Origin of the sequence: Alteromonas sp. MTD1, assembly GCF_042848195.1 — a bacterium.
GTDB lineage: Bacteria > Pseudomonadota > Gammaproteobacteria > Enterobacterales > Alteromonadaceae > Alteromonas.
Map to the genome: position 1 here is coordinate 12892 of NZ_BTGG01000008.1, position 19416 is coordinate 32307.

The 19416-nt window shown below is 45.5% G+C and carries 18 protein-coding genes; 5 read left to right on the plus strand and 13 right to left on the minus strand.

Annotated features, from left to right (window positions below):
- The first annotated feature begins 53 nt into the window (after nucleotides 1–53).
- A complete protein-coding gene (cgtA, locus tag ACGHAV_RS11690) occupies nucleotides 54–1223 on the plus strand; it encodes an Obg family GTPase CgtA (RefSeq protein WP_390380713.1) in 1170 nt (389 codons plus the stop codon).
- A gap of 143 nt (nucleotides 1224–1366) precedes the next feature.
- Here the strand turns inward: cgtA and ACGHAV_RS11695 are convergent, their stop codons facing one another.
- Nucleotides 1367–1732 (minus strand): hypothetical protein, encoded by a 366-nt coding sequence (locus ACGHAV_RS11695; RefSeq protein ID WP_390380716.1) that lies wholly within the window; start codon nucleotides 1730–1732, stop codon nucleotides 1367–1369.
- Nucleotides 1733–1974: 242 nt separating this feature from the next.
- Between ACGHAV_RS11695 and folA the strand changes: the two genes are divergently transcribed.
- Entirely contained in the window at nucleotides 1975–2472 is a 498-nt protein-coding gene (gene folA, locus ACGHAV_RS11700) for a type 3 dihydrofolate reductase (RefSeq protein WP_390380719.1), read from the plus strand.
- Between the two features lie 118 nt (nucleotides 2473–2590).
- On the opposite strand, the gene rpoS is transcribed toward folA, so the two are convergent.
- From rpoS to ACGHAV_RS11755, 11 genes are all read right to left on the minus strand, one after another.
- Nucleotides 2591–3580 carry an RNA polymerase sigma factor RpoS gene (rpoS, locus tag ACGHAV_RS11705; RefSeq protein WP_390380722.1) on the minus strand — a complete coding sequence of 330 codons (990 nt, stop codon included), beginning with the start codon at nucleotides 3578–3580 and terminating at the stop codon, nucleotides 2591–2593.
- Between the two features lie 77 nt (nucleotides 3581–3657).
- Nucleotides 3658–4530: a peptidoglycan DD-metalloendopeptidase family protein gene (locus ACGHAV_RS11710; protein WP_390380725.1), complete on the minus strand. Its 873-nt coding sequence runs from the start codon at nucleotides 4528–4530 to the stop codon at nucleotides 3658–3660.
- Between the two features lies 1 nt (nucleotide 4531).
- Nucleotides 4532–5110, minus strand: coding sequence for a YqaA family protein (locus ACGHAV_RS11715; RefSeq protein ID WP_390380728.1), 579 nt, complete (start codon nucleotides 5108–5110; stop codon nucleotides 4532–4534).
- On the minus strand, nucleotides 5107–5742 hold the full coding sequence (locus ACGHAV_RS11720) for a protein-L-isoaspartate(D-aspartate) O-methyltransferase (protein ID WP_334015289.1): 636 nt from the start codon (nucleotides 5740–5742) through the stop codon (nucleotides 5107–5109). The genes ACGHAV_RS11715 and ACGHAV_RS11720 overlap by 4 nt, the downstream gene beginning before the upstream one ends.
- 246 nt (nucleotides 5743–5988) lie before the next feature.
- The gene (truD, locus tag ACGHAV_RS11725; RefSeq protein WP_390380731.1) at nucleotides 5989–7071 is read right to left on the minus strand and encodes a tRNA pseudouridine(13) synthase TruD; all 1083 of its coding nucleotides are present in this window, start codon (nucleotides 7069–7071) and stop codon (nucleotides 5989–5991) included.
- The gene (gene ispF, locus ACGHAV_RS11730) at nucleotides 7068–7541 is read right to left on the minus strand and encodes a 2-C-methyl-D-erythritol 2,4-cyclodiphosphate synthase (RefSeq protein ID WP_390380734.1); all 474 of its coding nucleotides are present in this window, start codon (nucleotides 7539–7541) and stop codon (nucleotides 7068–7070) included. Before ispF ends, truD begins: the two co-directional genes overlap by 4 nt.
- Nucleotides 7541–8338, minus strand: coding sequence for a 2-C-methyl-D-erythritol 4-phosphate cytidylyltransferase (ispD, locus tag ACGHAV_RS11735; protein WP_390380737.1), 798 nt, complete (start codon nucleotides 8336–8338; stop codon nucleotides 7541–7543). Before ispD ends, ispF begins: the two co-directional genes overlap by 1 nt.
- A gap of 5 nt (nucleotides 8339–8343) precedes the next feature.
- Entirely contained in the window at nucleotides 8344–8634 is a 291-nt protein-coding gene (ftsB, locus tag ACGHAV_RS11740; protein WP_390380740.1) for a cell division protein FtsB, read from the minus strand.
- Between the two features lie 104 nt (nucleotides 8635–8738).
- On the minus strand, nucleotides 8739–10454 hold the full coding sequence (locus tag ACGHAV_RS11745) for a TIGR03545 family protein (RefSeq protein ID WP_390380743.1): 1716 nt from the start codon (nucleotides 10452–10454) through the stop codon (nucleotides 8739–8741).
- Nucleotides 10455–10711: 257 nt separating this feature from the next.
- A complete protein-coding gene (locus tag ACGHAV_RS11750; protein ID WP_390380746.1) occupies nucleotides 10712–12334 on the minus strand; it encodes a methyl-accepting chemotaxis protein in 1623 nt (540 codons plus the stop codon).
- Between the two features lie 107 nt (nucleotides 12335–12441).
- Complete coding sequence (locus tag ACGHAV_RS11755) at nucleotides 12442–12660, minus strand: Lrp/AsnC ligand binding domain-containing protein (protein WP_390381263.1); 219 nt, start codon at nucleotides 12658–12660, stop codon at nucleotides 12442–12444.
- Between the two features lie 14 nt (nucleotides 12661–12674).
- Between ACGHAV_RS11755 and ACGHAV_RS11760 the strand changes: the two genes are divergently transcribed.
- Together ACGHAV_RS11760 and putA are read left to right on the plus strand one after the other, a co-directional pair.
- Nucleotides 12675–12887, plus strand: coding sequence for a hypothetical protein (locus tag ACGHAV_RS11760; RefSeq protein WP_390380749.1), 213 nt, complete (start codon nucleotides 12675–12677; stop codon nucleotides 12885–12887).
- Between the two features lie 326 nt (nucleotides 12888–13213).
- Entirely contained in the window at nucleotides 13214–17011 is a 3798-nt protein-coding gene (putA, locus tag ACGHAV_RS11765) for a bifunctional proline dehydrogenase/L-glutamate gamma-semialdehyde dehydrogenase PutA (RefSeq protein WP_390380751.1), read from the plus strand.
- Nucleotides 17012–17104: 93 nt separating this feature from the next.
- Here the strand turns inward: putA and ACGHAV_RS11770 are convergent, their stop codons facing one another.
- Complete coding sequence (locus ACGHAV_RS11770) at nucleotides 17105–17707, minus strand: TIGR04211 family SH3 domain-containing protein (RefSeq protein ID WP_390380754.1); 603 nt, start codon at nucleotides 17705–17707, stop codon at nucleotides 17105–17107.
- A gap of 160 nt (nucleotides 17708–17867) precedes the next feature.
- On the opposite strand from ACGHAV_RS11770, the gene ACGHAV_RS11775 reads away from it, so the two are divergent.
- Nucleotides 17868–19373, plus strand: a complete 1506-nt coding sequence (locus ACGHAV_RS11775; protein ID WP_390380757.1) for an inorganic triphosphatase — start codon at nucleotides 17868–17870, stop codon at nucleotides 19371–19373.
- Nucleotides 19374–19416 lie beyond the last annotated feature (43 nt).

A 19416-nucleotide genomic window follows, 5' to 3' on the forward strand; every position in this document is an offset into this window, starting at 1 on the left:
AGGGTTCACAGCAATAACCTAATAACCCACGGCATTTATGCCCGGAGTGATAAATGAAATTTGTAGATGAAGCTGAAATTCGCGTTGAAGCCGGTGACGGCGGCAACGGTACCATTGGCTTTAGAAGGGAAAAATACGTACCTAAAGGTGGCCCAGATGGTGGCGACGGCGGTGACGGCGGCAGTGTATTTTTACAAGCCGATGAAAACCTGAATACATTGATCGACTATCGCTTCGAACGTTTTCACCGAGCAGAGCGCGGCCAAAACGGCCAAGGCGGTAACTGTATCGGTAAAAAGGGTAAAGATCTTACTGTAATGGTGCCAGTGGGTACGCGCGCTACAGATTGCGATACCGGTGAAGTACTGGGCGACCTTACTCGTCACGGGCAAAAGCTAAAAGTGGCACAGGGTGGTTTCCACGGTCTTGGTAACGCACGTTTTAAAAGCAGTACTAACCGTGCACCACGTCAAAAAACCAATGGTACACCGGGCGAAATTCGCAACCTGAAATTAGAATTAATGCTGCTTGCTGATGTGGGTTTATTGGGTATGCCAAATGCGGGCAAATCTACCTTCATTCGCTCGGTTTCTGCGGCTAAGCCAAAAGTAGCCGACTATCCATTTACCACGCTTGTGCCAAACTTAGGCGTAGTGCGTCAAGACTCACAGCGTAGCTTTGTGGTAGCGGATATTCCAGGGCTTATTGAAGGTGCTGCCGACGGCGCTGGTTTAGGTATTCGCTTTTTGAAGCACCTTGAACGTTGTCGTATCTTGTTGCACGTTGTAGATATTTTCCCTATTGACGAAAGCGACCCAGCAGAAAATGCAAAAGCCATTGTTGAGGAACTAGAAAAGTACAGTCCTAAACTAGCGGAAAAACCACGCTGGTTAGTATTCAACAAGGTAGACCTTTTGTTAGAGGAAGAAGCAGAAGAGCGTTGCCAGCATATTATCGACGCCCTTGAATGGGACGGCCCGGTATATCAAATTTCAGCATTCCAAAAAATGAACCTAGATCCGCTTTGTAACGACATCATGGATTTCATTGAAACGTTACCTAACGATCTTGAAGCTGAAGAAGAGAAGAAAGAAGTGGAGTTCAAGTGGGATACATACCATAAGAATACCCTTGAAGCTCACGACGAGTTTGAAGACGACGATTTAGATGATGACGACTGGGACGAAGACGACTACGACGTGGAAGTTGAGTATCGTCGCTGAGAAACAGTCGTTGAGAAACAATCGCTGAGAGACAGTCGCTAAAAAATGAGTAGCGGCGAAAAAATCGAAGCAAAAATCAAACTTACAAAAAACACGACACACGTAAAACGCACTTAATGTACTCACTACGCAGTCGTGTTTTTTTATACGCGAAATGTAATACTTTTACTGTGTTTTACTGCGCTACTACTCGCATCAATTACCGTATGCGTTCTATCAACAATTGCGTTTCGGTGCTGAGGTAAACGCAAGTAATAATAGATCTCTTCCAGCATTGCACTTAAGCATTTTATTTTATGTGCCATCGCTGTATTTTCCCCACCATCTACTTCAAGCAAGATAACCGCTATATCGTAAGCGCATCCTAAATACGGAACAGCATTACTGTACTGACCGCTGTGTATCATTAAACTGCCCTGCATTTCATCTCTAGCCATAACATGCAAGGCATGTTCTGGATGGCTGTATACCCAGTCAGCGTGTTTCTCGCAAAGGAATTGAATCTGCATAATATGGTCCTCCCGTAATTACAGTAGGGGAATCTCGTTATATTTGCAAATAATAATGATTATTGTTTGTGTAAGGGTGTAGTTATACACTTCTAAAGTTGGAAGACATTTAAAAATAAAGCAGAATATTATTAGCTATCTAGGTTATACAATGGCGAGATGCGGTATGATGTATGTACAGTCTATAAGCGCGCTGGTATTCAGCACTGAGCGAAAGAAATGTTAGAAAAGGTGAGTAGTAAATGAAAGTAGCCATGATTGCCGCAATGGCGAATAACCGTATTATCGGCGCAGACAATGATATGCCTTGGCATTTACCTGCGGATTTAAAGCACTTTAAAGCTGTCACGCTCGGTAAACCTGTCATCATGGGGCGTAAAACCTATGAGTCTATTGGTAAGGCGCTACCAGGGCGTTTGAATATTGTGATAACAGGAAACAGTGAATATAGCCTTGCTGATGCTACGGTGGTGGACTCGCCTGAATCTGCATTAGAGGTGGCTAAGGCACTGGGTGAAACCGAGGAAATCATGGTAATTGGTGGTGGCACTATTTATCAATCGTTCCTTGATATGGCACACACGCTATACCTAACGTTTATCGACTTAGACGTTGAAGGCGATACGCAATTCCCTGATTACAATGCTGCCGCTAAATGGAACGAAATACAGCGCGAGGCATTTTCACCGGATGAGAAGAATAAACACGCTTATAGCTTTGTTACGCTAGGGCGAGCTTAATAAGTAGAAACGATAATAAAGGGGTTATGTGTAGTAACATCTAGTTTTCTAGCGCATGCTTTCAAGTACATAAAAAACGCCAGCAGACGCTGGCGTTTTGCATTTTTATAAGCGAAAACTACTTCATTTGTTCGAAGAGGTTTTCAAGCGAAAGGCCCTGATGACCTAACATATCACGTAATCGGCGTAGTGCTTCAACTTGAATTTGGCGAACTCGCTCTCGAGTTAAGCCAATTTCAGCACCCACGTCTTCAAGTGTTGATGGTTCGTAACCCATCAGCCCAAAGCGGCGTGCAAGCACTTCGCGTTGTTTTGGGTTCAACTCTTGAAGCCACGTTACGATATTGGATTTGATGTCAGAGTCTTGCAAGCTCTCTTCAGGGCTAAACTCTTTTTCATCAGCGATAATATCTAACAGTGCTTTATCGTTTTCACCACCAATTGGTGTGTCTACAGACGTAATGCGTTCGTTTAAGCGAAGCATTTTGGTTACATCTTCAACCGGCTTATCAAGCGCTGCAGCAATTTCTTCTGCAGTTGGTTCGTGATCAAGCTTTTGTGATAGTTCACGCGAAGCGCGTAAATACACATTCAGTTCTTTCACTACGTGAATAGGCAGGCGAATTGTGCGAGTTTGATTCATGATGGCACGTTCGATGGTTTGTCGAATCCACCATGTTGCGTAGGTTGAGAACCTGAAACCGCGTTCAGGGTCAAACTTTTCAACCGCACGAATTAAACCCAAATTTCCTTCTTCAATTAGGTCTAACAGTGCTAAACCACGATTGTTATACCGGCGTGCAATTTTCACCACTAGGCGAAGATTACTTACAATCATACGCTTTCGCGAGGCTTCACAGCCTTTCAGTGAGCGGCGTGCAAAGTACACTTCTTCTTCTGCGGTAAGCAGTGGCGAAAAGCCAATCTCACCAAGATAAAGCTGTGTTGCATCCAAATTTTTAGGTTGGTCGTCTTGACTGAAAATAGCGTCATCGCTTTCCAGTTCGGCGTCGTTTTCTAAGGTCTCGTCAGCTTTTAGTTCAGCTGGCATTTCGATGACGTCTAGTTCATCGTTTTTTGATTCCAAGGCTTTATTTGACTTACCCATGGTGAATCTCCTGCTACAAGGTTTACCTTATGACGTTTCTCCTTTATTTCTTTTATTATTATTATTTATTGTTATTGTTATTGTTTTATTTTTGGCAGATACGTCATAGGGTTTAACGACTTCCCTCTGTACCTTACTTCAAAATGAAGCTTAACCGAATCTGTTCCGCTGTTACCCATGGTCGCAATTTTCTGACCGGCCGACACCCATTCTCTTTCTTTTACTACAATGGTGTCGTTGTATGCATACGCACTTAGGAAGGTATCGGTGTGTTTTATTATGACTAAGTTACCGTAACCTCGAAGCGCATTACCTGAGTAAACCACTTTTCCGTCTGCCGCTGCTACTACATTACTGCCTCTAGCACCGGCGATATCAATTCCTTTGTTGCCCGATTCTGCCTTGCTAAACGTCCCAACTAATTTTCCGTTTGCAGGCCACACCCACTGTTTAACTTTGTCTGGGAAACTTGTCGGAGCAGTTTTTTTGACGCTAGGTGACAAGTTCTTGACAGTTGTAACTTTTTGTGGGCTAACAACTTTTTCATCTTCAACATACGCTTCTGTTTTTTTGCGGTCAACAACCTTTTTACTTTTATTTAACGTGGTCGGATCTGTTGACCGTTTGGTCTTCGACTTAGGTATAGTGCGGGTTGTAGCGGTGTTTTTAGGTGGTGTGACGCTAAGGATCTGTCCTGGAAAGATCGTATAAGGTGCTGATAATTTGTTATATTTTGCTAAATCTCGGTAGTCGTTTCCGGTATACCATGCTACCGCAAATAAGGTGTCGCCTTTTTGAACTTTGTAGGTGTCTTGTGTGAATTCTTCGCTACCATCGGTAACTTGGCTATTTAATAAGATAACGGGGGCAGGGGCTGTTCGCCCTGCACATCCGTGTAACAAGAAAAGAGAAAGAAAAACTGAGGTAATGCAAACCTTAGTCGAACACATGTTACCGCAATAGTAGATAGGCTATGAAAGCCAAAACCACGACAGACCAGCCAATGATTTCAACGTACTGCCGTAGTTTCTGCTCCATAGCAGCACCACCCCATCGCATAAGGCCTGCAACAAGAAAGAAACGTGCGCCGCGGCCAATGGCTGAAGCTAAAAGAAATGGAAGCAGGGCCATTTGTAAGAAGCCCGCACTTACGGTAAATATTTTGTATGGAATTGGAGAGAAACCGGCCAAAAACACCACCCATACGCCGTAGGTTTCAAACCACTCGATGGCTTTTGCAATTTTGTCACCATAGCCCCATTCGGCAATGATAGGAGCAAGCCATGCATCAAATGTAAAGTAACCCAAACAATACCCTGCAACACCCCCTAGTATAGAAGCCAGTGTAGTAATAAAGGCTAGTCGCCACGCCTTTTCGGGCTGAGACAGTGCCATTGGCGCAAGCATAACGTCAGGGGGTATAGGAAAGAATACAGACTCAGAAAAGCTTAGTCCGCTTAAATATTTTGTGGCGTGGCGGTGCTTCGCCCAACGAAGTGCCATGTCGTAGCATGACTCGAACAACCTCACATTATCTCTCCTGCAACAAGAGGCACAAACCTCACAGACTCAATGGTTGATGTTTTAAGTTCACCCTCTACTCTGTCTATACACAGTAAAGACTGCTGCTCGTTGCCTACGGGAATAATCAGTCGGCCGCCTTCTTTTAATTGATCGCACAAGTCTTGAGGCAGCGTGGCTGCCGCTGCAGTAACGATAATGGCGTCATACGGCCCTTTCGACTCCCAGCCTTTCCAACCATCGCCGTGTTTCATGGCAATATTGTGAAGATCTAACTGGTTCATTCGGCGCTTAGCCTGAAACTGCAGCGATTTTATGCGCTCTACGCTAAACACTTTTGAAAAGAGTTGCGCAAGAATAGCGGTTTGATAACCAGAACCCGTGCCTATCTCCAACACCTTTTCTGGTTTATTGGGGCTATCTAAAAGAAGCTCGGTCATTTTCGCCACAATATAAGGCTGCGAAATGGTTTGGCCCTGACCAATAGGCAATGCCGTATTTTGATAAGCTTTATGTTTTAACGTATCAGGTAAGAAGCCTTCTCTAGGCGTACCCGCAATGGCGTTTAAAACCGCTTGTGAACGTATTCCTTCGTCATAAAGCAGTTGTGCTAACGCGTCTCCTTTTCTAGAAGCTCTCATGATGTTGCGTACTTTCCTTTATTCTTATTTACAGCCACGCGAAAAATAAAATTGCGAGCCACGCTTTTACTAAAATTGAAGATGTATTGCCGCCGCGCATCATAGCTGCGGTCTGCAAGTATTCTGATTAATTATGATAATCAAATAATACGCAGCACTAGCTATAGCATGAAAGTGGGCGCCACAGCTAGCAACACGAAATAAAATGCCCTTATATGCCTTTCTGTATTACTTATGTAGAGCGGTTTACACTCTATTAATAGGCGATAAGGTTTCTACGCATTCACGCAATACTGACGTTGCAAAGCATCCTGTGGGCAACGCGAACGAGATAGTAAATGTATCACCCTTACTTTGCCATTCAAGCTCAGATGGCCAAATTTTTATTGCCCGACGCTCTTGCTCAAAGCCACACTGACTTAAAAAGTCGATAACTTCAGTACTGTTGGCAGCTACTTCTCGCTCTAGCGCTAAAGCGTCAGCCTGGGTAGCAAGCGTACCTTTACCCCATAGCGGTGCAGAAGGACAAACGTCTTTGTTGTCGTAGCGGTGCTGCACGTCATGCAAACTGGTACTGTCGTCATTGTTAGCTATAAAAAAGCTATTTGAGCCCGAGAGCACCATGGCGTCGCCAGACAGCACGGTATTAAACTGAGTTTTTTGCAAACGAGTAGACAACATTTCATTAAACAGCCAGCTTCGCAGCGCAGACATAGCCATAGAGCGTTTATTGCGATGTCTAATGGTTTCACCATTTACCATACGCTCGGCCATCATTAAGTTGCCGCCGCGCTGCACTTCACCCATTTCGTTAAGGCGCATTACACCGAAGCGCTGCTCACCGTAGTAGTTAGGTACACCGTGTTGCGCTATTTCTTCTAAGCGCTCTTCAATGGCTTCAGGGTGCATAACCTGACGCAGTGTAATGGTAAAGTGATTGCCTTTAAGCTGACCCGTGCGCAGTTTTTTATTGTGACGTACTTGCTTTAATACGCGTACGCCTTCTAATTCAAAGGTACTGAAATCGAAATCGGGTTTACCTGGGGCATGTATGCCAAACCACTGTTGCGTAACGGCGTACTTGTCTTTTCTACCCGCGTAGGTAACTTGTCTAAGTGGAAGTTTAACAAAACGCGCAATTTGCTCGGCAACAAATGCGGTATTGTTATTGGTTTTTTCCACAAAAATAAATTGATGCTCACCTTCACCACAAGGCTCGTAACCTAAGTCTTCCACCACTTGAAAATCGTCGGCTTGAAACTTAAAAATTCCGGTAGATACCGGCTTGGCGTAGTAATACTCCCAGTGATCAGTGTTTAATGGCTTCATAGCTTTTCCAGTAGTACAACAGCATGAGCGGCAATACCTTCTTTACGTCCGGTATAGCCCAGTTTTTCTGTGGTTGTGGCTTTTACGTTAATATCGTCCACCTCAACGTCACAGTCTTCGGCAATAATATCGCGCATGGCCTGAATATGTGCTGCCATTTTAGGGGCTTGCGCCACAATCGTCATATCAGCATTACTCAGCTTATAGCCTTTTTGCTTTACCACGTTAATAACATGGCGCAACAGTACGCGGCTATCTGCTCCCGCATAAGCATCGTCAGTGTCTGGGAAGTGCTTGCCTATATCGCCCAATGCCGCTGCACCTAATAGCGCGTCGCATAGTGCATGTAACAGAACATCGCCGTCGGAATGTGCAACCAAGCCTTGTTCGTAATCAATGCTTACGCCACCAATAACAATGGGGCCGTCGCCGCCAAACTTGTGTACGTCGAATCCATGTCCTATTCGCATTACGTGTGTGCCTTTTGTGTTTGTGCGTTTTCTAAATTGTCAGTGTTATGTGTAGTGTTTTTTGTAGCAGTAGCTAATCGTTGCTGTAAGTAAAATTCAGCAAGGGGTAGGTCGGCAGGGTGGGTTACTTTTATATTTGCCGGACTGCCGTTAATCATTGCTACGCAATGCCCTGCAAATTCCATGGCAGACGCTTCATCGGTAATGGGTAAACCCTGCTCAATACCTTGTTGTAAAGCTGCTTTAAGTAGTGTTGCTGGAAAAAGCTGTGGGGTTAGCGCGTGCCACAGGTTTTCTCTGTCTTCTGTGTGTGAAACAACGCTGTAGGCGCTGCTGCTATTCTCAATGCTATTTGCATGATTTTGGGCATGAGCACGCTTCATGGTGTCTCGAACAGGCGTGGCAAGAATACCGCCTGATACGCTGCTATCATGCATAACCTTCATCAAATTGGCAATGTCATCACTGTCTACGCAGGGTCTTGCCGCGTCATGCACTAATGCCCAATCGTCATCATTTAAGGCCATGATGCCACTTAAAACGCTATCTGCACGTTCTCTGCCGCCATTAACAACCGTTATAGGCTTTGCACGTAATCCAAGCGCGTCGAAGTAGGCGTCGCCCTCGCTTATCGCAACAATTACATCGTCAATGAGAGGGTGCTCAATGAGGGCATCAATGGTGTGTTCAAGAATGGTTTTGTTTGCAATGCTTAGATATTGCTTTGGGCGGTCTGCTTGCATGCGACTGCCCACTCCCGCTGCGGGTATTACCGCAACTACACGAGGCGTGGTCATGGTTATCACTTAGTTTCTGCAGGTAAAATACGGTAAAAAGTTTCACCCTGTTTAATTAGTCCAAGCTCGTTACGAGCTCGTTCTTCTATAGCTTCTAAACCAATTTTTAGGTCACTAATATCGGCTTGAAGTAATGCGTTACGCTGCGCGAGGTTAGCATTTTGAAGTGCTTGCGTTTGCACCTCTTGCTGACGGCTAAAATAATCAGGGATGCTATTTTTGCCGAACCATAGTCGGTACTGCAGTAGCCCTAACAGCACTAGCAATACGATGGGAAGCCATTTACCTTGCAACACAGATTCACCTGACCTTTGGTTAAGCATAAATAAAGAGGTGCAAAAACGTCATGGCCTCTGCACTTCTGTATTATGCCGCGAAGCAGCGCTGAGTCAAAGGAGCTTTACTCACCTTGACCCAATTTACTCTTTAATTTGTCGAACAGTTTGTTTTTCTGTTGTTCAACCACGTTGTTCAGTTGTGCTTCTAACAATTCTTGTAACGCTGTACTGTCACCTTGTGCAGCGCTAATCATACTGTTTACATCAACTAATTCACCAGATAGTAAAGATTGTTGATTGCCAATCATACTGTTTAATTTACTGTTCAGCTCGTCAAGCTTATCTTGTTGAGACGCAGTAAGCTGGCCTAAAGCCGCTTTTGCAAGCTTGTTGTCTAAATCCGATTTTAAATTAAAACCCGGGTTAGACAGCGTACCGTCAAGCAGCATAGTCATGTTTAAGCTGGTTAAGGTTTGTAGAGCGCTAGCGATAGCGCTGGTAATATCGCTTGTGCCGGTGGCTTCCATTACTAGCTGCTGCAAGTCTACTTCGCCTGTGCCAGACAGCATGTTGTCGGTAACCTTCATAGAACCGTTGGTTTTCATTAATGCGGTTTTAAGCACGGCGTTTAATGCTTCATTACCACTGAACGGAATGTTCTGCATGTTTACACCGGCTAACTGCCATACTTGGCTTGCGTCTACACCGTTACTGTCAATCCAAAACTCACCGCTTGAAGTAAATTCTTTAAGCATGTTACCGGCAGCTTCAATGGTGAAGGTGGTTGGATTACCAAATACCTCGTGTACATTGGTGATATTATTCCATTTGCTGGTAATCGATTCGTTCTGCCAAAGAACCGATACATTAGCCTCTTTTACCAAAATAGAAGGAATGTCTGCTGGCGCTTCACTCTTTTCCTCGCCCTGAATAAGTGGCATTACAATTTGCATCGCTGCCATAAGGTATTCGGTATATTCGGCTGCTTTATCGCCAAATACGAAATAGGTTACTTGTGATAGGGCAGCCTGGTCGCCCGCAATAACACCTTTTAATAGCGCATAATCTTCTTTAGGGGCGTTTTTAAGTGCTTGTACACTCTCGCTTAATGCTGTTTTAGCTGTCGACGCTTTTTCAGTAAAATCGTTAATCATGGCTTTGTCGGCCATCATTTCTTCTTTTAACTTGTCGAAGGCCGATTTAGCCTGAACAAGGGCTTGAGGATCTTTAAAATCGGTATTTTTTAACTGCTCAACCTGCGCTTTGTAATAGTCGATGCGAGACTTATCAGGCAGTGCTTCATAGTCTGCTTTTAAACCTTCACCGTAGGTTTCGTAAGTTGCTCGTGCTTGCTCTACGGCAGCTGTGGTTTTTAGCGGGTTACGCGCTAACAGCTCGTCTACCGAAGGTACTGCGTCTTTTGCTTTGGCCTTTATTTCATCGAATGAAAGCGAACGTTCTGGTACACGATATACTTCCCCCGGGCTCGCGCGTTCGGTGTCAAACTGCACTTCAAGCAAGTTTAAGTTGTTTACAATAACTTGGTCTTTTAAAAGCGGGGCAAGCTCAACGTCAGCATTTGCGGTTCCCACAAAAACTTGGTTGTGTGAGGGTTTAGTGGGGTTTGTTAGCGAAATACCAGTAATGGTTACGGTTGTAGGGAAGAGTGTATGGTCGAAGTCGTCTATATTTACTTCGGCGCCATAGGACTCACCAAGTTTCGATTCAAGCACCGCTTTTATGATGCTGTTTGCAAAAACGAAATACACAACAAAGAGCAGCACAAAAAAGCCTGCTACCCACTTTAATATTGACTTACCCGCTGAACCGCTACTCATGTCGCACTCCTTGTACCCATTTTTACTTAGCTGATTTGTTACTTAGCTGATTTCTACTTAGTGATAAGCGTTGAGAGATCACATGCTTATCACTGAGTATGCATTGTTTATCTGAAACTCTTAATCGCAACGTTTTACTTTTGCCAGTGTAATGCACTCAATACCAATCTTCCACGTGCAAAATCGCTAGTTTATGTAAAGAAAATAAAAAAGGGGCCACAGCCCCTTTGTTGTCGGTTGAACGCGAATAATGAATGCTAAAGCTTAAAGCGATTCGCAATATCCATGATGGCAAGACAGCTAGCACGCAGCGCTTCACTTGCCGACGCTAATTCATCGGCGGTTCGTAAGCTGTTGTCTGCGGCGCCGGATAGCGCGTTAATACGCATATTGGCCTCAGTCGCGGCCTCCGCTTGCTGCTCGGTAGCGCGAGCAATTTCACTACTTTTATTTGAAATCTCGGTCATTAATCGGTCAGCTTCTTGTAAGCTTTGATTGGCCTGAATGGCGTTGTCTACCGTTCTTGTCGATGCCGACTGACTCACTTTTACGGCATCAACCGCTGCTTTGGCGTTACTTTGTAGCTTTTCTATCATGGCTTGAATTTCGTCGGTACTTTGCCCGGTTCTGCTAGCCAGCGTTCTTACTTCATCTGCCACTACGGCAAAGCCTCTTCCTTGTTCACCGGCGCGAGCCGCTTCAATGGCTGCATTTAATGCAAGTAGGTTAGTTTGTTCTGCAATACCCCGAATAACATCTAATACTGCCCCAATGCTGTCGGTTTGTGCAGCAAGCTCGGTTACTACGGTACTTACGCTTTCAATGTCAGAGGTAAGTGAACGAATATCTGTTACCGTGCCGTCTACTACAGCCACACCGTTCTGAACGTTAGCTCTAGCACTGCCCGTACTTTTTTCCGCTGTGTCGGCATTGTTACTGACTTCATTAATTTGTGTGGTCATTTGTTCCATGGCAGCAGCCACTTGCAGCATATTCTCGTTTTGGTCCTGCGCTTGCTGGTTGCTGTTTTTGCTTGACCTTTCAACCAGCTCAGCCTGTTGATTAAGCGAGCTGATGTTCTCTCTAATGCCTAACAACGACTGACGCATTTTCTCGGTATACTGATTGAAGTAGCGTGCCAGACGCGTAATTTCGTCTTGTCCCGTTTCTGGTAATGACCGTGTCAGGTCACCCTCACCTTGCGAAATGTCTTTCATACGCTCGGTAACTTCCTGCACAGGTTTAACAATGCTACCGCCGATAACATAGATTAGTAGGACGACAAGGACGATACTCACCACGCTGAAAATCACAATTAAGTTGCGTAAGCTGGCGTATTCTTTTTCCAAATTGGTCAAATATATACCCGAACCCACCGTCCAGCCCCAAGGCTTAAACTCCTTCACGAAAGAGATTTTGTCGGTGGGGCTTGTCTCTCCAGGTAGCGGCCACACGTAGTCGACAAAGCCTTCACCGTTGGCTTTTACCTGCTGCGCCATTTCAACAAATAATGCTTTGCCATTTTCATCTTTAAACGAGCGTAGGTCTTGTCCATCTAGCGCTGGTTTGAGGGGGTGCATAACCATTGAAGGCGTTCTATCTTGGACCCAAAAATAGTTACTACCGTCGTAGCGCAGTGCTTTTACTGCGTTAAGTGCTTGTTGTTTTGCACTCTCTTCATCAATGTCACTGCGTGCAGCAAAGCTTCCAAGCATGGTATGTACAACCTCTACCAAGTGCTTGTTTTCTTCGTAAGACTTATGCTTCAGTGCTTCGAAATGCCTATTTAAAACTAGGCCTGTAAGCACCACGAATAACAGAGTGATCAGGACAATGATAATTCCTAACCTCTGGATAAGGCTGAAGTTCCGTAACCACATAAACACATACCTATTCAACATGATTCTTATTTTTCATTAAGTGTAGACGCTTTTTTTGAGTCCACACCAATTGAGAGATGAATATGTGTAAACGTGTACAACCTATCTTATGTTTTCTCTATTGTATTAAGCGGTAAGCGACTAGACGATTTCAATTCACGCAATGATATACTCGAAGAGATATCTGATATGCCGGGAAGCTTTCTCAATACGTTATCAACAAATTGGCTATAGTCATCAAGGTCTCTAGCTACCACTTGTAGAAGGAAGTCAGCATTACCGGTGGTGTTGTGACAGCTTAGTACGTTGTCACACTCTGCAATCAGCGCCTCCCATTCCTATGGACGCTGTGGTCGCACACGAATTAGAAGTGATAGGTAGCCATGGAATGCAAGCGTATCGCTACGAGGATATGTTTGCCATGATTGCGGCTAAAAAATTGAATCCTCAAGATTTAATTGGTTCAACCATTACGCTTGAAGAGGCACCACATGCGCTTGCGTCAATGAATGAACATAATCAGGCTGGTGTGACTATGGTGACGATGGATTAAGACTTGTAAGTCGCCGCTTTTTATAGGCGAAATTCACAGTCGTCAAATCACTTAGACATCGTGTAAACGTGAGTGGACTGCCTGCATAGACTTGTTTGCAAAAACTTTGCTGGTAAGAGCTTGGCAGGAGTTTTTTGTGTGCTAACATCCGCGCGAATTTGGCGTCATCGTGATCTTCATCCAAAAGTATAAAGTTAAAAAGAAGACTGATGCAAAATTACGAAGTTTCGACTTCGTTTGTTTTTTAGCCGCTTCCATGACACCGTGGCGCATCAATCACGGCGGGAACGCTTTTTTATTACAGCTATTTCTATGAAAGGGTTGCAATGCTCATTAACGACACACTTCATACAACATCATCGCTGCGTCAGCGCATTAGAGATTACTACCGCATTAGCGAGTCGGTAGCCGTTGATCAAATTTTGCCTATTGCCGAGGTAAACCCACGTGCGCGAAGTCGTGCATGGGAACGTGCGCGCAAAATGGTACTTCAGATTCGCCGCGAGCAAGAAGGACACGGTGGTGTTGATGCGTTATTAAATGAATATTCACTATCGACCGCCGAAGGTGTTGTATTGATGTGTTTGGCCGAAGCCCTGCTTCGTGTGCCAGACAGGGCAACTCAAGACGAGCTTATTCGCGACAAACTGTCGAAAGGGCAGTGGACGCCGCACTTGGGTAATTCAGACTCGCTATTCGTAAATGCGTCTGCGTGGGGCTTACTGTTTACCGGCAACATGGTGAACTATGCCGACAAGCGCAAAAAAGAACAGTTTGGCTTGTTAAAGAAAACTATTGGTCGCTTGGGTGAGCCTGTTATTCGCCGTGCAATGAACATTGCAATGCGTGTGATGGGGCGTCAGTTCGTTATGGGCGAAACCATTGAAGACGCGGTTGAACGTGCTAAAGACAAAGAGACGAAAGGTTACGTATATTCATACGATATGCTTGGCGAGGGAGCGCGTACAATGCGCGACGCCGACCGCTACTACGACTCATACGTAAAAGCCATTAAAGTTATCGGTAAAGCGGCAAATGGCCGCGGACCTAAGCGCTCACCGGGTATTTCAGTGAAGCTGTCGGCAATTCATCCGCGTTTTGAATTCTCACACCGCGAGCGCGCAATGGCAGATATTCCGCCACGTTTAAAAGCGCTATGTATGATGGCCAAAGAGTATGACATAGGCCTAACGGTTGATGCAGAAGAAGCAGATCGTTTGGAGCTATCGCTAGATATTATTGAAGCAGTATTTCGCGATGAAGACTTAAATGGCTGGACGGGATTCGGCTTGGCGGTTCAAGCCTATCAAAAACGTGCTATCCACGTTATCGAGCATCTACGTGAGCTAACACTGGAAGTAGGACGTCCTTTAATGGTGCGTTTGGTAAAAGGGGCATACTGGGATACTGAAATTAAGCTTACACAACAGGGCGGTCTTGAGGAATTCCCTGTATTTACACGTAAGTCGTCTACCGACGTATCGTACCATGCGTGTGCTAACCGCCTGCTTGAATATCGCGACACCATTTACCCGCAGTTTGCTACCCACAATGCCTACACCGCGTCGGTGATTGTTGAGCTTGCGGGTGATGACAAAGAAGGCTTTGAATTCCAGTGTTTGCATGGTATGGGCGACACGCTTTACGACCAAGTGGTATCGCAAGACAAAATTCAGTGCCGCGTATATGCGCCGGTAGGCGAGCACGAAGACTTGCTGGCCTACCTTGTGCGTCGATTACTTGAAAACGGTGCTAACTCATCGTTCGTAAACGCCATTGTTGACGATGAAAAGCCGGTTGAGTCGCTACTTGAAGATCCTGTAGAGAAAACACAGCGCTTAAAAGTGCGCTACAACAAGCAAATTAAAACGCCACGAGGGTTATATGCGCCAGAGCGTGATAATTCTCGCGGTTTAGATCTTACCGACACTAACGCGGTAACGGCGCTTAAGCATGAGCTAGAGCGTTGGCAAGACTACTACAAAGTAGCAGGCGAAGTACCAGAAGGTGCAACACCTGTGGTAAGTCCAACCAACCACAACGACATTGTTGGCTATCATCACTATGCAACACCTGAGCAGATGCGTAAGGCCCTTGATGATGTTGAAGCGGGTTTTGAAGCGTGGTCTAAGCGCGATGTACAAGAGCGCGCTGAAATATTAAATAGAACGGCTGATGCATTAGAGCGCCACATGGCTGAGCTTATTGCTATTTGTATGCGTGAGGCGGGCAAAGTAGCGCAAGACAGTATTGATGAAGTGCGTGAGGCCGTGGATTTCTGCCGTTACTATGCGGTACGTGCCGAAGAGCTAGCGGAAGATCAGCGTCTTTTACCGCGTGGTGTTGTGCTTTGTATTAGCCCGTGGAACTTCCCGCTGGCTATTTTCTTAGGCCAAGTTGCTGCTGCACTGGTAACAGGTAACACAGTGGTTGCTAAACCTGCTGAGCAAACTAGTATTATCGCGCAGCGTGCGGTAGAAATTATGCAGTCGGTAGGCTTACCTGAAGATGCACTTAAACTTATTGTATCGCCGGGTAAAGAAGTGGGTGAAACCTTGCTTCCAGATGAGCGCATAAAAGCAGTGATGTTCACAGGCTCTACGCAAACCGGCACGCTTATCTCTCAAGTATTGGCAGAGCGCGGCGGTGAACAAGTCCCACTGATTGCCGAAACCGGCGGTCAAAACTGTATGATCGTTGATTCAACGGCACTTCCAGAGCAAGTGGTTGATGATGTTATTCATTCAGGTTTCCAAAGTGCAGGTCAGCGCTGCTCGGCACTTCGCGTGCTGTTTGTTCAAGAAGAAATTGCCGACGATTTAACTGAAATGCTAATTGGTGCAATGAAAGAGCTAACGGTCGGCGACCCCACTCAGCTTGCTACCGATGTTGGCCCTGTTATTGATGAAAAGGCACTGAAAACCTTAACTGACCATCAGCAATGCATGGAAGGCAAGGCCAAGTTGCTGTATCGCAATGACGTGCCTGAAGGTTTTGAAAACGGTACATTTTTCGCGCCTACGCTGTATGAAATTGAAAACATCGACGTGCTAGAAAAAGAGGTGTTTGGCCCTGTTGTTCACATGGTGCGTTTTAAGTCGAAAGACATTGAAAATGTACTAGAGCAAATAAACGGTACAGGTTACGGCCTAACCATGGGTATTCACTCGCGCATTGAAGAGCGCGCGAACGAACTTGCTGCGAAAAGCCGCGCAGGTAACGTATACATTAACCGCAATATGATTGGTGCTATTGTTGGCGTGCAGCCGTTCGGTGGTCGTGGCCTTTCAGGTACTGGTCCTAAAGCTGGTGGCCCGAACTACTTGACGCGTCTAATGATGGAACGTGCCACGCCTAAGCCTTCGCATATCGACGACGTAGACGCTACCGACTCGGCGCTAGTAGGTGATGATAAAATTGCCGAGCGTGCTCATGTCATGATGGACAAAGCTAAAGCCGTTGAGTCGCAGTGGCGTCATACAGCGCTAAACGATCGTATTTCAATGGTACGTCAGCTGTTAGCGAAAATAGCGAAAGTGGATATTGTTGACGAGCTAGCCGATGACTTAAACCGCACTCTAGCTACTGCTAGGCAGCAGCTAACCAGCGTTGAACGCAAGCTTGCTAAGCCAATGACATTACCTGGACCAACGGGTGAATCTAACAAGCTTTACCTAGAGCCTCGCGGCATCCTGGTGTGTTTCGCCGATAAAGAAGTAACCTTTGAATACTGGTTACTGTCTATTGTAACTGCGCTATCTACAGGTAACCCTGTGGTGTCAGTGGTGTCTGAGATTTTCTACGATGAAGCAGTAGAAATTCAGAATAAGTTTGAGTCAACGGGGGCACCAAAAGGGCTGTTCCAAGTAGCGCGTCTAGCTCACTTAGATACGCTGTTAATGGACGAAGACTTATCGGGCGTGGTGGTAGACTCGAACACAGAGCGTACTGCGCGTATAACCGCTATGCTGTCTTCACGTAAAGGCGCTATTTTGCCGGTAATTACGGCTGAATATAACGACAGCCTAATTCAGCGCTTAATGACAGAGAAAACCATCAGTATCGATACTACGGCATCGGGCGGTAATACATCGCTAATGACCCTAGTAGAAGATGATGAATAAGCTTTGAAGAAAGTTTGAAAACATAAAGAAAAAGCCAGCTATATAGCTGGCTTTTTGTTATTACTGCCTTTTTGCTTTTATTGGGTGGGGTGTTTACATCCACTCGCTGTTTCTGCGTTTACGCTTAGGCATATAGGTTAGCAATACGCCCAGCAAAATGCCTGCGCCCGCTACCATACCGCCGCGTGTAAACCACATTACCAACTCGTCTTTATTGGCGCTTTCTACTTTGGCCGATAGGCGGGTAATTTGTGTGGCTTGTTCGTCGTTGGTGGTAGTCAGCGTTGAAACTTGCTGACGAGCGTCATTAAGCTGCTGACGAAGACGCGCATTTTCAGACTGCGCACTTTGCAGTGCTGTTTGGCTCTCGGCTAAGCGTTCACTAATAATAGGCAGCTGCTCGGCCTGCGACATCGTGTTTGACACAAAGCGACTTTCTACCCAGCCTGTACGACCTTCATCGTCGGTAATTTGTGTAAACTCCGCGTCGTTATCTCTGTCGATAACGGTAATAGGCGTGCCCGCTTCTATCGACCCCAAAATGCGATAGTTTCTACCAGCTCCCGCGTGCATGAATACAAACAAATCATCTCTAATATAATGAGATGAAGATGCGTCTAACTCAGCGATATCCTGTAGCGAAAATGCTTGAAAAGAGCATACAACAAGCGCTGCCGCAAACCACTTTCGAATCATATGAAGTCCAATTCCGAATGTTAAAACAAGATGATGGTATTGGTTGACCGCGATAAAGGCAAGTTTGTTCCACTTTTGTCTAATTTAGGTAAAGCACTAACATTGCGAAAACACCAAGACAAAGGTAAGGTGTCAGCATTACAAGCTGCCCAGCGCAACCATGTCAGAAATAGAACTAAAATTTGTTACCGGCGTTGATGCTCACGACGCGTTCACCCAAAGCGTGCTACCGCTTTTTGAGAAAAACAACATTCGCGTTGCCTCGCACAACACCATGCGTTTAGAAAACGATTATTACGATACCGACAAGCTCGATTTTCAACAGAGAAAAATGGGTTTTCGAGTACGCGGCAACGATGGTCGTTACGAGCAAACGCTTAAAACCAATGGCGTGGTCAGTGGCGGTCTTCACAAGCGCTCAGAGTACAATATCGATTTGAACAACTCTCAGCCCGACCTCACGCTTTTTGATGAGTCGGTTTGGCCTGAGGATTTCGATGTACAAACAAAAAATGAAGGTTTAACCAAACAGTTTAGTACGCATTTTACGCGCCATGCCTATGTAGTGGAGTGTGAAAATAGTGTGGTTGAAGTGGTATTGGACTGCGGCGAAGCAAGCACCGATAAAGCTAGTTCACCCATTAATGAAATAGAGCTTGAATTAATGAGCGGCGATATAAACAGCTTGTTTGTATTAGCCACGCTAATTAACGACCACATGCAAGTGCGCTTGAGCGATGTATCGAAAGCAGCACAGGGCTATCAACTGCTGCATGGCTTTAACGCAAAAATACGTCCACTTCCTGACTTTTTGGCCCTTGAAGATACCACCACAACCGAAGAAGCCTTTTGTCTTGCCGTACAAACTGCGCTAGCACATTGGCAATATCACGAGCATATGTTTGTAGAAAGTGGCGCTATAAAAATGCTGGGAGAAGTGGCCAAGAGTATTCGACTACTTTTGCAAAGCGTATCGTTGTATTTGCCTGTGCTACAGTGCCCAGAATTACTTGCTCTTCACAAAAAGCTGGTGGCCCATGCGCAGCAGTGGACATGGCAGGATGACTTACAAAGCCTTCGTTACTTATTGTCGAAGAAGAGCTTGTTTAATAAAACGCTCAGCAAGCATGCCGCTATCGTAAGCTATTTACAGGGCCGTCAGGCTGGGCTACTGCATGCCCATGAACCTGAAAAACTGTTTTTCGACAACCAAGCTACCGACATTAAAATTCATGCTATTCGCCTAATACAGAACAAACCGTGGCAGCAGGCAACACCAGGCTTCGACCATACCGTGTTAGATCACGCTAAAGGGTGGTTGTCGCAAGGCTGGCAAACGGTGCAACAAAGCATGCCATTAAATAAAACCATGGGGCCGGCTAATTATTCATCTGTGGAAGTCGTGCTTCGCCAGACCCTTTGGAGCGGTTTTCTATTAGGTGATTTGTTTGTAGAAGAACGCGGTAATTTTAGAGCGCCTTGGTTAGATTTACTTACGGGCATTGACGAGCTGAATGCACTACTGATGTTGAAAGAGTCTGTTGTAGATGCTGATGTGGGTTCAGATGCCGAACTACGTAAGTGGACGGCAGAGAAACTCACTACGCTTATTCGTGTTATGGAGCGCACAAGGACAGTGGCCATGCAACGCGACATTTATTGGTAGTCTTATCATTGTCAGTTTTGTTATTGCCAGTCTTGGTATTAAA